Source organism: Lactobacillus nasalidis, assembly GCF_016587775.1.
Taxonomy (GTDB): Bacteria; Bacillota; Bacilli; order Lactobacillales; family Lactobacillaceae; genus Lactobacillus; species Lactobacillus nasalidis.
The window spans coordinates 1-15,041 of the sequence record NZ_BOCG01000326.1; the positions used below are offsets into that span (position 1 = coordinate 1).

The window sequence follows — 15,041 nt, forward strand, 5'->3', positions numbered from 1 at the left end:
GCGGGTTTCTGACGCCGCCGGAAACGATCAGGCGGTCGGTCAGCGGCGACGCCAGCAAGGCGGCCAAAGCGGTTGGCAGGCCGCAGTCGTTTAAATAATTCATCGGGTAGGGGCTGCGGGAATTTTCAATCTGGGCAAAATTCGTGCCGCCAGCGCCGCCAATATCAAACCAGCTAAAGCCGGCTGCCTGCAGTTTGCGCAGGCTGACTGGATCCAGACCGCTGCCGACTTCCTTGACGATGACTGGAACGGAGACAGCCTCGCTGATTTCCTGCATCCGGTCCAGCCAGACGAAGTCGCGGTCGCCTTCAGGCATGGGGATTTCCTGGGCCACGTTGAGGTGGATCTGCAGGGCATCGGCCTTTAGGTCGCTGACGATTCTGGCCGCATCCGCTGGGGGAGTGAGCGGGTTGACGTTGGCGATCAAGAGACCGTCGGGATCGGCTTCCCGGGCCACGTAAAAGGATTCAAGCTGGTCGGCTTCTTTGGTCAGAATGCTGGCTGATCCCAGTGCCAGCGCCAGGCCGCGCTTAGCCGCGATCTGGCCCAGCTGCTGGTTGATCTGCCGGGATTTTTCCGATCCTCCGGTCATCGCGTTGATGAAGAAGGGAGCGGCCAATTCTTTGCCAAACCAGCTGCTTTTGATACTGCCGGCGTCAACCCGGCTTTCGGGCAAGGCCGGCCGGAGCAGGTGAACCTGGTCAAAGGAATTCGTTTTTTGGGCATTAAAAAACATCTGCGTCAAAGCCAGATGTTCTTCTTTTCTTTTAGATCTTTGTGACATCGCAATGCTCTTAATAGGTTAATTCAGATTGGTGAATATGAAATTCCAAAGGCAGGATGTTGTTCTTAAGCCATTCCTTGCGCAAGTGGTCGATATCGGTGTCCTTGTTGACGATGACAATGCCGCAGTCGCCGTTGCCAGCACCGCTGGTCTTGGCTGCACCGCCGTATTTGTTGGCGATTTCGATCAGTTCCGTCAGGCGGGGAATTTCGATTGCAATATTGTTGATGGCTGCAAAATGCTGTAGCAGGCGCCGGTTGATGCCGATCTGCTTTTGAATCAAAGCGATGTTGGCTTCTTCAAAGCCGCGGATCATCTTCAGAACGCACTTGCGTGAATCGGCCAGGAATTTGGCGTATTCGGCCCGCAGGTTGTTCTTGTTGGCGTTGGTCTTGTCGACCAGGCGGGAGGTTGAAGCCGGCTGCTGGCTCCAGCCGATGAGCAGGTTCATGCCCTTCGGGGGGATCAGCTGCTGAATCTTCAGACCCGGCCAAGCTTCGCCGACCACGTCTGAAAGGGACTTGGCTGCCAGTTCTTCCTTGAGCCAGAGCTTGTTGAAGGTCTGGTAGGCGATCCAGCCACCGTAGACGCTGGCGGCAATATCGCCGGCGCTGCCGTTGCCTTGCACTGAATAGTGGGAAATAGTGGAGAGCTTGTAAACCAAATCGTTGGTGGCTTGAACACCATAGAAGTGCAAAATCGCCTTAACCGTGGCAACAGTGACCGCAGCTGAAGAGCCTAAGCCGTACTTCTTGCCATCGGCTGAATCCAAATCCGAGTTGACGTACAGGTCGTAGACGCTCATCTTGACCTTTTGTTCGAGGCAGTATTTCTCAGTAAAAGAAATCGCCGACAAGATGTACTCAAAAGGATTGTCGCGGTTGTCAATTACCATCTTCGAGCCCCGTCTCACCCAGTGAATTGAATCCTGGGAATATTGCTTGGAGTGAATTAAGCCGGTATCGCTGTTGCTTGGCTTGATTGAAACCCTAACGTATTGGTCCAGGGCAACCAAAATTGCCGGACAGTCTTGTTCCAAAACGGCGTATTCACCGGCAATGTAAAGCTTGCCTGGCGCTTTTTCAGTAATCAAAAAAACTCTTCCTCTTATCCTTTTTATTTTCTAACTTTAGACATTATATCCAATTAAATAAGCTTTAGTCCAACAGAGTGACTCCTGGACCAAAACCTGCCTCAATAATCTTAACACGATCAAAGGACGACTCAAAGCTATTAACAATATCTTTAGAATTTTTTCTTTGGCAAAGGACTTTGACGTTCGGTCCGGCGTCGATGGTGTAGTAGCACTCCAGCCCTTGCTGGCGCAGGTCTTGAACCAGCTTGATGGCTTTGATGGTGTTGGGCTCAAAGTAGCTGAAACCTGGCCGCGCCGTGAAGGTCAAGGCATGCATTTCACTGGCATTCAGTTCAGCCAGTGAGCCCAGTTTGGTGAAGTCGCCGCGCTTGACCGCATCCTCCATCTCGGCCAGCTCCTCATCGTTGCGGTCCAGCCACAGCTGGTAAAAAGGCGAGCTCTTGCTCATTTCCATGCCTTTGGTGGAGGAGATCTTCTTTTGCTGGTCGTTGATTTCGACGGCTAAAAGCCGCAGGTCCATTTCCGGCTTTTCATCAAGCGGGTAGGCATAAGAAGTCTCGTCGCTGTCGCCTTTTTGCCAGACGGAAAAGCCGCCGAAGACAGATCTTGAAGCCGATCCAGACCCCATCCGGGCCATGCGGGAGAGTTCGCGCCTGTCAAGGTCTAACTGGTAGTGATCGGCAAAAGCAGCTGCCATGGCCGCGAAAGCTGAGCTTGACGAAGCCAGCCCGGCTGCCGTTGGCACCTGGTTGATTGATTCAACGGCCAACTCTCCCTTGACCCCGAAGCGGTCCTGCATGGCGCGCAGGTAGGAAAAAACACGGTCAGCAGCTGGACCGGAAACGGTCTGGCCGTTCAATTTAAAGGCCATCTCTTCACTGTCTGAGATTTTGGTGTCGCTGTAAAAAGCATCGAGGGTCATCGACAGGCTGGACATGAGCGGCAGGCGAAGCTTGGCGTCTTTTTTGCCCCAGTACTTGATCAGGGCGATGTTGGTATGGGCACGGGCAGTTTTACTCATCTGTTTCACATTCCTTTACTGTGTGTTTTTTGCTTAAATACATTTGGTCAAAAATCAGATTTCTTCAATCCAGTAGTTGCTGATTTCAGCTTGACAGGCTTGAGCAATTTGCTCACAAGAGCCAGCATCCTTACACAGGGCGATAACGATCCCGCCCAGGCCGCCGCCCGATAATTTGCAGCCTAAAGCTCCGCCTTTTTGGGCAATTTGGCAAATCCGGTCGATCTTTCCTGTTGACAAATTAAAGAAGGCTAAAAGCTCTTGGGCCTTGCTGAACAGGGCGCCGACTCTTTCCGGATCCTGGGCCAGCCAGGCGGCTTTGACTTCGTCAGCAAGTTGGCCCAGCTGGCGCATTCTTGCTTGAGCGGCAGGTGATGCTTTTAGCTGCTTGGCGACCATGGTGACGGCCTCTTTTGTATTGCCCAGGTCACCGGTGTCCATGATCAAGAGGCTGGCGCCTAATTTGGAAGAAAGCTTTTTAACTCCATCTTGCTTATTAAAAAATACCAGATAGTCAGAATTGACCGTTGCCGCGTCCAAGCCTGAAGCTTTGCCGTGGTTGATCGTTTCTGCCTGGTTGGTGATTTCCATAACTTCATCTTCACTCAGCTCAAGACCCAGGAATTGGCTCAAGGCTACGGTAGTGCCGTAGGCAACGGTGGCTGAAGAGCCGAGCCCGCGCTCCATCGGGATTTCTCCGGTGTAGGTAAGCTTGATCTGGGGACTTTTCCCGCTTCTGGCAAAAAGCTCCTTGACGACATACTTTAGCCCGTTATAGTCATCTGGCGCCTCAAAGAAAGGACCATGATAGAGCTTGGTATCCATCCAGACCGGACCGGCATAATCACTGACGGTCGTCTTGATGAAGAGAGCCTGAATTGGCATGGCCAGGGCGTCATAGCCGTAAACAACGGAATGCTCGCCGATCAAAATCACTTTTCCATGAGCAGTACATGAAGTCTGCAAAAAGAATCACCTCAAAAATCAATTTGTTAGTTCGCTTAATGTTTGCTTAGAATCAATGGCAATCATTTCCCAAAAAGGAAAGAGATTGATAAAATTTAGATGATCGATCAGTCAACAAAGGAGTGGAAGCAATGATCAAAATTATAACCGGCAGACAGTCCGATCCCCTGCAAACTGAAATTATCGACCGGGCTGCCCGAAATTATCTGGCCCAGCCCGGCAAAGATACTTTTATTATTGTTCCAAACCATATCAAGTTTAACACAGAAGTTGCTGCAATAGGCAAAGTTGCCCAACTTCAAGGGCGAAAGGAGACTAGCGTCAAGAACCTGCACGTCTTGTCTTTCTCCCGCCTGGCCTGGTTTTTCTTTAAAAAAGCTGACCTGCTCATGCCAGAAAGCCTGGATGACGCGGCCGCGACCATGATTTTGGAGCAGATTATCGATAAGCGCAGAGATGACCTGCTGCTTTTCAAAAACACCCATGCCAATTCTGGCATGATCAAGCAAGTCTACAGCACCATTTTGCAAGTTCATACTGGCCAGCTGGACTTGGGCAGCCTGTTGGAGCGGGCAGCTGACCCGGCGGTAGCCCTGGACCTGGATAATGAAACCAGAGACAAGCTGCACGATCTGGACTTGATCTACCAAGACTTTTTGCAGGTTGTCAGCGACAAGCACTTCGCCACCAAGGATGAACTGAACATCCAGCTGAACCAGCTCCTGGCCAACCGGCCGGACCTGGTCAGCCAGGCCAGCTTCTATGTGACTGATTTCTCTCATTTCTCCATTCAAGAAAAAATGACCATGCAGCTGCTGGCAGCTTTTGCCAGCGAGATGACTTTTGCTTTCAAGACGGCTGACGGCAGCATGCTTGAACCTGTAGCAGGCGAATACGACTACGTGGTTCAGAAGACGATCCGGGACTTGACTGGATATTTCACCGCGCACGAATTTGCCTGGGAAAGTGAAAAAATTGCCAGCCCAAAAAGTCCGGCCCAGGATTTGAACCGGGCCTGGCAGGGGGAAAGCGTGCCGGATTTAAACAACCTCCAGCTGGTCAAGGCGGATTCCCGCTATGCTGAAGCTTATTTTGTGGCCCGGACCATCTATGACGAGGTGGCTTTAAAGGGCTGCCAGTACCGGGACTTCCTGGTTCTGGCCCCGAACCTGCAAGAATATGAAACTTACCTGGCTCCGATCTTGCGGCAAAACCAGATTCCCTTCTTTGACGACCTGCAGCAGCAGATGAAATACCATCCTTTGGTAATCCTGCTGGAAAATTTGGGCAAGCTCCTCCAGCAGCCAGGCGATACGCCAGCGCTTTTGAGCATCATGAAGACCCGCCTGCTGATCCCGGCTTGGTATTTGGAAGGGGACGAAGCTGCAGGGGAAGCAGCGTATTTGCGTGACGTCGACCAGCTGGAAAACTTTGCCCTGGCCCACGGAATCAAGTACAGCCTTTGGCAGAAGCCCCTCAGCGACTTCACCAAGGCCCAGGTGATTGCTCTAGACCAGGACCAGTATCAAAAGCGCCTGGAGCGCTTGGACAAGCTGCGGGACTTTTTTGTCAGCAAGCTCTCCCGTCTTTCCAGTCAGCTAAAAAGTGAAAAAGACAGCGTGACTGCTGTCAAGCTCTTCTTTGACTTCCTGGTCAAAAACGGGGTCAGTGGCCGCCTGGAAGCCTGGCGCTTAAAGGCCAGTGAAAGCGGGGATTTGCAGCAGGCCCAGCAGCCGGAGCAGTGCTGGAATCTGCTTTTGTCCCTTTTGAAAGACTACCTTTTGGTCAACCCGGAAAACTTTGCCTGGGCTGACTTTTTCAAGATGCTGACGGCTGCCTTCAGCCAGGCCAATTTCGCGACGATTCCAGCCAGCCTGGATGCTGTCACTTTGTCAGAATACGGGATGGTGCAGACCAGCGGCTACAAGCAGGTCTTCATTATCGGGGCGGCCAATGGCAGTTTGCCGCAGATCAGCGACCAGCCAAACTTTTTGACCACGGAAAACCTGGCCAATCTGGCTGACTTTTTTGACCAGGAAGCTTACCTGGAAGACAGCCAGCAGCTCCGCAACCTGGACCAGGAATACCAATTTGGCAATGCTTTGGCCCTGGCCTCTGACCGGGTCTATATTTCTTATCCGGTAATCAATTCAAATAACGATCTGTTGGATCCTTCTATTTACTTCAAGCGCCTGCTGACGATGGTTAATGGCCGGGAATACCGGCAAAGGGACCTGCCAGACAAGGGCGAAAAGAGCCGGACCGAATTTGCCCGCCAGCTTTTGCTCTTCTTGACCAGCCCAAGGGCCAGTCTGGGCTACTTGGCTTATGCCAAGGAAAATTCTGCCCAAAGTCCCCTGGTCAGCAAATTGATCAAACTGAGCCGGCAGTATGAAGAAGAAAAAACAGCGGAGATCGCGGAAGGGATGGCTTACGACAACAATCCGCAAGACATCTCGGAAGATTTGGCTGAGCGCTTGTATGGCAAAGACCTTTTGTCATCGGTTTCCCAGCTGGAAAGCTACTACCAGAATTCTTTTGAATACTTCCTTAACTATGGCCTCCGTTTGCGGCCCCGGGCAGAAAATGAACTGAATGCCATCCAGTCCGGCAACTACTTCCACCGGACCTTTGAGCTTTTGCTTAAGGTAATGCAAAAGCGGGAGCTTGAGATGGACAAGATCAGTGAGCTGGACTTGGAGCTTTTGCTCAAAGAAGTCAGAAACGAGATCTTGCAAGAGCCGCTCTACCAGCAGTTCTTGCGCGATCCATTCAATGAATATCTCTTTAAAGCCTTTGACAAGACGACCAGCAAGGTGGCCCAAAACTACCGGCGAAAGCAGCAGGAAAACAAGATGCGGGCTACTTACGGGGAACTGGCCTTTGGCCCTACGGAAAAGCTGGCCGGCCTGGTCCTGCCTTTGAAGAAGTTTGCCGGCAAGCGGAAGATCAGCCTCCGGGGCAAGATCGACCGGGTCGACCTTTTTAACGGGGACCAGCATGTCTTGGGCCAGCTGATCGACTACAAGTCTTCAGACCACAGCTTCAACCTGGCTCGTTTTGCCAGCGGGGTGGATCTGCAGATGATCGCTTACCTGGACGTCTTGGAAAAGAACCGGGACCTGCTGGCCGGCGGGCGGCAATTTGACCTTTTGGGGGCCTTTTACCAGTATGTCACCCGCAAGCTGAATTCCGTCAACTCTTCCTCGACTGCCTTGTTTGACAGCAAGCTGCAGCTGAAGCAGAGCATGCTGGGCGGGGAGGACAAGTTGAAGCTGTCCGGGGTCTTTGTCAGTGAGCCAGCCTGGTACCAAGAAGTTGACCAGGTTCTTGAGAAAAAGGCAACCAGTCCGGTCTACCGGGGCCTTAAGCTGAATAAGAGCGGCACTTTTGGCAAAAAAGACAACTTTTTTAGCCAAGACGAAATGGAAGAACTGCTGGAATATGTCGAAGCTCTAATTGAAGACGCCGCCAGCGAAATTTTGAGCGGGCAAATTGCCTTGAATCCTTTCCGGCAAGGAAACAACACTGGCCTTGCATACAGTGACTACAAGGACATCTTCTACTTTGACCAGCAGCTGCCAAGCAACTCCTACCGGGATCTGCCAAACCTGAAAAAGGCGGATCTGCTGGCCTTGATTGAAAAGCGGCTGGGGCAGGAAAAATAAGGCAAGTTTTATAGAAAGGAAAAAGAATGGCTGTAAAATACACACCAGACCAGGCCAGCGCCATTGAAAGCCGGGGACAGGACCTTTTGGTCTCGGCTTCGGCAGGTTCAGGCAAAACCAGCGTTTTGGTTGAAAGGGTCATCCGGGAAATTATGGAAGACCACTTGGAAGTTGGCCAGCTTTTGGTCATTACCTTTACCCGGGCAGCGGCCAGTGAAATGAAGCAGCGGATCAAGCAGCGTCTGCAAGAGCGCCTGCAAGAAGAAAAAGACAGCAGCCAGGCCGACTTTTTGCGCCGGCAGCTGGCCGAGATCGATACCGCGATCATTTCCACGATTGACTCTTTCTGTTTGGACGTCATCCGCCGCTTTTACTTTGTGATCGACATTGACCCGGACTTCAGCATTCTGACTGACGCGACCCAGATCGAGCTGTTGAAGGAAAGAGCTCTGAGAGATGTCGAGAATGATTACCTGCAAAATGAGGACCAGGAGAAAAAAGACCGCTTTAGGGCCTTTTACGATGCTTTTGCCGGTGACAGTAACGCTGACGCGGCCAGAGACCTGCTCCTAGATTTATACCAGTATGCCATAGCCCGGCCGCACTACCGGGACTGGCTGCAAAAATTGGCAGATCCATATCAGCTGGTAACCAGCGACGTGGTTGACAGTCCCTTGTGGCAGAAGAAGATCAAGCCCTATCTGGTAGAAGAATTTTCCAATCTGGCTGACAAGCTGACGGATTTAATGGCAGAAGCAGACTTTGACCATGAAAAGTTTGCCAAGTACCAGCCAGCTTTTACGGCTTTTGCCGCCAGCCTTTCCAGCTACCGGGAAAGCCTGGCTACAGACGACCCCTTTGACCGGCAAAGAGAGCTGCTGGCTGCCTGCCAGTTTGCCGGGACCTTGCGAACCAACAAGGATATCGCTGACTTTGTCGAGGAGGCAAAAGCAGTCAAGGAAGCGGGAAAGCAACTGGTCTTCAATGTCTACACCAGTTTTTACGCTAACAGCAATGCTGATCAGCAGGCTTTGTTGGCCAAGGGGGCAGATATTGCGAAGGCGGCCGCTGAAGTCGAGCTGGCCTTTATTGACCGCTTCAATGCGTTAAAGCGGAATGACCGGGTCCTGGACTTCAGCGACATGGAGCAATTGGCCTATGAAATTCTGACCCAGGACAGCTCAAATTCCGATCTGGCCCGGGCCTACTACCAAAACCGCTTCAAGGAAATCATGGTCGATGAATATCAGGATACCAATGCCTTGCAGGATGGCTTGATCCAGCAGCTGAAAAAAGACGGGAAAAACAACCTTTTCATGGTCGGGGACGTTAAGCAGTCAATCTATGGTTTCCGCCAGGCTGAACCCAGTCTTTTTATCGCCAAATACGACGAGTATGGCCAGGAAAATGCTGCGGGCAAGAAGAGAATTATTTTTGCCGAAAACTTCCGTTCCAGCCAGCCGGTCACCCAGGCCGTCAACTTGATCTTTGACAGCCTCTTGACCAAGGACTTTGGCGGAATCGACTACAAAAACGAAGGACAGCTGAAATTCGCGGCTGGCTATGATCCCCAAGCGGCCCTGCCGACAGAAACCGAAGTCCTCTATCAGGAAGATTCGTCAGCTTCAGAAGACGACGGGGAATTGGACCTTGGCGATTTGGCCATGGTGATCAGCCGGATCCAAAAGTTGATTAACGACCAGACGCCAATTTTTGACCCAAAGACCGGACAGACCCGGCCAATCAGCTATGGTGACATCGCCATTTTGACCCGATCAAAGACCAGCAATCTGGACATCAAGCAGGAATTTGATCGCTACGGGATCCCGCTCTTTGTCATGGACGTCCAGAACTACTTCCAGACCTTTGAATTGACGGTCATCATGTCCTACTTGAAGATCATTGACAATCCAGACCAAGATATTCCGCTGGTGGCAGTTCTCCGGTCTCCGATCTTCAACTTTACCAGTTCTGATTTGGCTGAAATCCGCTTGGTCAACAAGAGCGTCAGCTTCTATGCGGCTTTGAGAACTTATTCTAAAAAAGACAGCGATTTGGCTGCCCGCTGCCGGGACTTTTTGGACCAATTGCAGGACTTGCGGGACTTTGCCTTGAGCCACCGGATCTCTGAACTGCTTTGGACCATCTATGAATGGACCAGTTTTTTGGAAATCGTGACGGCCATGCCCAACGGCCAGCAGCGCCGGCTCAATTTGACCGCCCTGTATGAAAGAGCTAGTGCTTATGAAAGCTCTGGCTTTAAGGACCTCTACCAGTTCATCAACTTTATTGCCAGAATGCGGAAGAACCAGAAGGATCTGGCCCAGCCGGTCTTGAGCGAAAATGCCGACAATTCAGTCAAGCTGCTGACCATCCACGCTTCAAAGGGGCTGGAATTTCCGGTGGTCTTTGTCCTGGGCCTGGAGCACCGCTACAACTATCAGCAAGACATTACTGGCAGTTACGTTCTGGATGCAAGCGGGCTGGGTTTGTCTTTTGCCTACCCATTTGATGAAGCGGAATACCGGGCGGATACTTTGGTCAATGCTTGGCTGAAGATCGCCAAAAAGCAGAAGCTGCTGGAAGAAGAAGCCCGCCTGCTTTATGTGGCTTTGACCCGGGCCAAGCAGAAGCTGATTTTGGCGGCAAATATCAAGCTGCCGGCCAAAAGCGACCTGGAGGGCCTGGAAGAGAAGTGGGCCAAGGAAATTTCCGCTGGCCGCCTGCCGCTTTTGGACAAGATGAAGGTGGCCAAGCCCCTGGACTTTTTGGCACCAGCCTTGGCCCACGCCAAGCAAGTAAAGAGGCTGGGAGAAAAAGCCGTCAGTGACTTGGCAGCTGGCAAAGAAGAAAATCTGGTTTTCGTGCACTTTGATCCGCAAAAAGACCAGGCTCAGTTGCCAGCAACTGAAGCCGCGGCTAATAGCGGGGAGGACTTGACTGAAGACGAAGAAGCCGTCTTTAAGCAGGCGGAAAAGCTCTATGCTTTCAGCCAGGGCGGCTACCCGTACTTGGATGCCAGCCGGACCACGGCTTACCAGGCGGTGTCTGAAATCAAGAAGGCTTTTGGCGACCCGATCGAAGACGAACTGGCAGACTCCCACATTTCTGAACTGCGCTCAGCCAACCGCTACTTGCAGCCGATCGACACTGAACCCGACTTCCTTTTCCAAAACACGGTCAGCTCAGCTGAACTGGGGACGGCCAGTCACTTGGTCTTGCAATATTATGACTATGCCAAGGGGGACAGGGATGCTATTGACAGCTGCATTGCCAGCCTGGTTGAAAAGGGCCGGCTGAGTCAGACTTTGGCGGACAAATTGGACAGGGAAGCCTTGTCTTGGTTCGTCAAGAGCGACTTTGCCAAGGACTTCTACCAGCACCCAGACCGGCTCTACCGGGAGGAAAATTTTGCCACCATTTTGTCGCCAAAGACTTTATTTAAAGATTTCAGCGATTTTCCAGGAGAAATTTTGGTTCATGGGACAATCGATGGCTATTATGAAGCAGAGAATGGTATCATTTTATTTGACTACAAGACTGACCACGTTAACCCGCGCAAGCAGGATGAAGCAATTCAGAAACTGAAGCAGAAGTACCAAGGGCAGCTGCGCCTGTATGAAAGAGCCTTGAATGAATCTGGCCGCCTGCCTGTTTTGAAAAAGTACCTGGTTTTGCTGAGCTGCCGGGAAATTGTTGAGGTTGATTAGAAGTTTTTAGAAGTGAAAGGAGCGGAAAATGGCGGATTTTTTTGCCGGCGAAACTTTCGCGGTCGTTGACTTGGAAACGACCGGGACGCGCAAAGAGGAGGGGGACCGGATCATCCAGTTTGGCTGCGCCTTGGTCAAAAATGGCGAAGTGGTCAAGACATATTCATTTATGATGAATCCCCACCGGGAAATTCCACTGGCCGTGACTAATTTGACTGGGATCAACCAGAAGATGGTGGCTGGTCAAGCGGATTTCAAGCACTATGCCCCGAAGATCCGCGAGATTCTGCAGGATACGGTTTTCGTGGCCCACAATGTCAATTTCGACTTTCCCTTCTTGAATTACGAGTTGACCAATGCCGGCTTTGATGCCTTGACCTGCAAGGCAGTCGACACGGTTGAACTGGCCAAGATCGCCTTTCCGACCCTGCCTTCTTACAAATTGCGGGATTTAACGGCCAGCCTGGAGATCAAGCATACCAACCCTCATAAGGCGGATTCTGATGCCTACGGCACGGCCGTCTTGCTTTTGAAGATCATCGACAAGCTGGCCTCTTTGCCCCAGGCCACTTTGAATGTCCTGGGCTCTCTGTCTGGCGGCTTGATCAGGGACACGGGCTACGTGATCAAGGAGATCGCTGACCAGTCCCGCCAGGTGCGCCGCAAGCTGCCCAAAGACAAGATGCAGGTCCGCAACCTGGTCTTGAAGCGGCAGGAGATTCCAGCGGTGCCGCACGGCGAAAACGGCAGCTTTCCGCAAAAGCAGGCTGACAAGCGCCGGCTTTTCAAGGGGAAAATCAATTACCGCCAGGCCCAGGTGGACCTGATCGACCAGCTGCATGCCTTTATTGAGCAAGGGGACCAGCGGGTCATGCTGGCTGAAGCGCCTAACGGAACTGGCAAGACTTTTGCCTACCTGTTTGCCTATGCCTACCAGCTCTATTCCGGGAAAAAACTGGTGATTGCCACGCCGACCAAGGTCCTGCAGCAGCAGCTCCTGGACCAGGAAATTCCGCAGCTGCTGCGGGTTACGGGCTTGGGCTTGAATGCGGAAATGGTCAAATCCAGCAGCCATTACCTCGACCTGGACGGCTTTGCCCAGAGCCTTTACCAGAATTCGCCCAACAAGGCGACCTTGATCCTGCAGATGGAAATTCTGGTCTGGCTGACGGAAACGACGACTGGCGATTTAGACGAGCTGCAGCTGACCAGCGAGCAGCTGCCGATCTTCAACCAGCTCAAGCACCCGGGGGATGCCCGGGTTGCCAGCCAGTTTGCCGCGGTCGACTTTTGGAACCTGGCCCGGCGCCGGCAGGAGCAGGCCAATATCCTGGTGACCAACCATGCCTACCTGGTCAACCACTACATGGACTCCATCTGGGGGCAGAATCCTTACCTGGTAATCGATGAAGCCCACCGCTTCAGTGAAAACCTGCAGACAGCACGGACGGACTCCCTGCGCTTGGAAGCGATCTGGGGCAGCATCAGCCACTTGCGCAACCTCTTGTATTTCACTGACAACAACCTGCTCAAGCAGAGCTCTGAAAACGTTCAGCTGCAGTTCATGCTTGACCTGCTGGACCAGGAAAGCCTGGATCTGATCCACACTTTGAACCGGATGCAAAAGTACCTCTACCAGCACAAGGGCCAGGCGATCAGCCGGGTCCTGCTGCCAAACAAGAGCCTGCAGCTGACCATGCAGGGCAGCGACCTCTTTCCGCCGGATTCGCCTTTCCGCGGTCTGCTGCGGCAGTTCCAGCAGGAACTGGAGCAGGTCCGAATCCATACCAACCAGATCCGCTACCTGCTGGAGCAGGAGAAGGACCGCTTTTTGACGGATGAGGAATCGCTGCTGGCAGAATTAAACGACCAGGTCGACCGGCTGGAATTCTACACGGAAAAGGGTTACCAGCTGGCAGATCTCTTAAACCAGCCGCTACTGGATCATCTTGGCTTCGTGGTCAACGTCAGCAACCCAGAAGATGCCTTGAGCAGCAACCTGCACTGGCTCAGCCTGGACAGTTCTGAAGAATTGCATAAAATTTACGACCGCTTTGACCATATCAGCATGATCAGTGCGACAATAACTAATGACGGCAATTTTGATTTTGCCAAGCAGGTGCTGGCCCTGCCAAGCCAGGGTCTGGTCTGCTACAAGGGCAAGGCCAGTTTCCCGATGGCGCAGCACCTTGAAATTCTGGCCCTGGGCGAGGGGCAGCCGGAGCCGGACAGTCCGGGCTTTTTGGAAGAACTGAAGCGGATTTTGACCCGGGATTTGAGCGGGCAAAAGCACATCTTGTGCCTGTTTACCAGCCTGGACATGATCAAGCAGCTCTATCTCGACCTGCTCAATGACCCGCGGGTCAAGGATTATGAACTCCTGGCCCAGGGGCTAACCGGGTCAAATGAACGGATCACCCGCCGCTTCGTGATTGCCCAGCAGTCAATTCTTTTGGGGGCGGACAGCTTCTGGGAAGGCGTCGACTTCCACAACTGCGGCATCGATCTGGTGATCGCGACCCGTCTGCCGTTTGAGTCACCGGACCTGCCGGAAGTCAGCCTGCGCCAGCACTATTTGGCGCAGCGGGGCTGGGACGTCTTTCAGGAAGACTCGCTGCCAAGGGCGATTCTGCGCCTGCGGCAGGGATGCGGCCGCTTGATCCGGGGCGAGGATGACTATGGCCAGTTTTTGATCCTGGATCCGCGGATCTGGACCAAGAGCTATGGCCCGGATTTCCGGTCCAGCCTGCCGGCACCAGTTCAAAAGATAAAAATCAGTGAATTAAAAAAGAAGTTAAAGTTCGAGAGGCAACATGTTCAACGATAAAGTCAAAAACGTCCTGCAATACTTGGCCTGGCTGGTCTTTTTCCTGTTTCTGCTCTACGCGGGAACGGTCGCGGTCGTGGCCAAGGCAGCCAAGCCTTACAGCCAGCACAACGCGAAAGTCGCCAAGCTGGTCAAGCGGACTTCCATGACGAAAATCACCAGTTACTACCACCTCAACCGGGGCGTCAGTTCTTACGCGGCCAGTGGGGAGACGAGCAAGGGCAAGGCGGCCTACTTCATCTACCTGCCGGGCAGCCACAAGGCTTACTACTACTCAGCTGGAGACGGCGTAAGCGAGAGCACGGTCAAGAGCAAGTTCCAGAAGGCCTACCCGAAGAAGACGGTCAAGGAAGTCAACCTGGGCTGGTACAAGAAGCAGGCCGTCTGGGAAGTCACGGCAACCAACAGCGACGGCAGCTACTGCTATGTTTTGTACCGATTTAAAGACGGAAAGCAGCTCTCTCTGGTCGATAAATTATAGAAGCGCCGCGAAAAATCTGCTATGATTGAAAGAGTTAAACAAATTTGAGGTGGAATTTAAATAATGACAGAATTGATTTCAATCAGAGAATCAAGCAAGCACGTTGATGAAGAAGTCCGGATGCATGTCTGGCTGACCGACAAGCGTTCCAGCGGCAAGATCGTCTTCCTGCAATTGAGAGACGGCACGGCTTTCTTCCAAGGGGTTGTCCGCAAGAACGCCGTCAGCGAGGAAGTTTTTGAAGCAGCCAAGGGCCTGCGCCAGGAAGCAAGCTTCTACATCACCGGGACCATCCATGAAGATGCCCGGTCTCACTTTGGCTACGAAATCCAGATCAGCGACCTGGAAGTCGTGTCAAACAACGAAGGCTACCCGATCACCAACAAGGAACACGGGATCGACTTCCTGCTGGACCACCGGCACCTGTGGCTGAGAAGCCGCCGGCCATTTGCCATCATGCAGATCAGAAACCGCATCTTCAAGGCTAC

The 15,041-nt window shown here is 52.5% G+C and carries 9 protein-coding genes; 5 read left to right on the forward strand and 4 right to left on the reverse strand.

The annotated features are described in order from the left end of the window. The 4 genes from lacNas_RS06180 to mvk all read right to left on the reverse strand — a co-directional run. On the reverse strand, nucleotides 1-784 hold a 784-nt coding region (locus lacNas_RS06180), incomplete at its 3' end, for a beta/alpha barrel domain-containing protein (RefSeq protein ID WP_201346695.1). Nucleotides 785-794: 10 nt separating this feature from the next. Next, nucleotides 795-1,877 carry a phosphomevalonate kinase gene (locus tag lacNas_RS06185; RefSeq protein ID WP_201330241.1) on the reverse strand — a complete coding sequence of 361 codons (1,083 nt, stop codon included), beginning with the start codon at nucleotides 1,875-1,877 and terminating at the stop codon, nucleotides 795-797. Between the two features lie 64 nt (nucleotides 1,878-1,941). Continuing rightward, nucleotides 1,942-2,901: a diphosphomevalonate decarboxylase gene (mvaD, locus tag lacNas_RS06190; RefSeq protein ID WP_201336152.1), complete on the reverse strand. Its 960-nt coding sequence runs from the start codon at nucleotides 2,899-2,901 to the stop codon at nucleotides 1,942-1,944. Between the two features lie 54 nt (nucleotides 2,902-2,955). Further along, nucleotides 2,956-3,867: a mevalonate kinase gene (mvk, locus tag lacNas_RS06195; protein ID WP_201330766.1), complete on the reverse strand. Its 912-nt coding sequence runs from the start codon at nucleotides 3,865-3,867 to the stop codon at nucleotides 2,956-2,958. Nucleotides 3,868-3,998: 131 nt separating this feature from the next. Between mvk and lacNas_RS06200 the strand changes: the two genes are divergently transcribed. From lacNas_RS06200 to lacNas_RS06220, 5 genes are all read left to right on the forward strand, one after another. Continuing rightward, nucleotides 3,999-7,535, forward strand: a complete 3,537-nt coding sequence (locus tag lacNas_RS06200; protein WP_201330767.1) for a PD-(D/E)XK nuclease family protein — start codon at nucleotides 3,999-4,001, stop codon at nucleotides 7,533-7,535. Nucleotides 7,536-7,561: 26 nt separating this feature from the next. After that, nucleotides 7,562-11,245, forward strand: a complete 3,684-nt coding sequence (gene addA, locus lacNas_RS06205) for a helicase-exonuclease AddAB subunit AddA (protein ID WP_201330768.1) — start codon at nucleotides 7,562-7,564, stop codon at nucleotides 11,243-11,245. A 28-nt stretch (nucleotides 11,246-11,273) separates the two neighbouring features. Next, the gene (dinG, locus tag lacNas_RS06210) at nucleotides 11,274-14,072 is read left to right on the forward strand and encodes a helicase C-terminal domain-containing protein (RefSeq protein ID WP_201330769.1); all 2,799 of its coding nucleotides are present in this window, start codon (nucleotides 11,274-11,276) and stop codon (nucleotides 14,070-14,072) included. After that, nucleotides 14,059-14,553, forward strand: coding sequence for a hypothetical protein (locus lacNas_RS06215; RefSeq protein ID WP_201330770.1), 495 nt, complete (start codon nucleotides 14,059-14,061; stop codon nucleotides 14,551-14,553). Before dinG ends, lacNas_RS06215 begins: the two co-directional genes overlap by 14 nt. A gap of 63 nt (nucleotides 14,554-14,616) precedes the next feature. Then, nucleotides 14,617-15,041 (forward strand): OB-fold nucleic acid binding domain-containing protein (locus lacNas_RS06220; protein WP_244661429.1); only part of this gene is annotated, 425 nt, incomplete at its 3' end.

Bases quoted from the DNA above. Each gene is read 5' to 3' on its own strand.
- mvaD (WP_201336152.1), bottom strand. From the start codon at position 2,901: ATGAGTAAAACTGCCCGTGCCCATACCAACATCGCCCTGATCAAGTAC.
- lacNas_RS06200 (WP_201330767.1), top strand. From the start codon at position 3,999: ATGATCAAAATTATAACCGGCAGACAGTCCGATCCCCTGCAAACTGAA.
- addA (WP_201330768.1), top strand. From the start codon at position 7,562: ATGGCTGTAAAATACACACCAGACCAGGCCAGCGCCATTGAAAGCCGG.
- dinG (WP_201330769.1), top strand. From the start codon at position 11,274: ATGGCGGATTTTTTTGCCGGCGAAACTTTCGCGGTCGTTGACTTGGAA.
- lacNas_RS06215 (WP_201330770.1), top strand. From the start codon at position 14,059: ATGTTCAACGATAAAGTCAAAAACGTCCTGCAATACTTGGCCTGGCTG.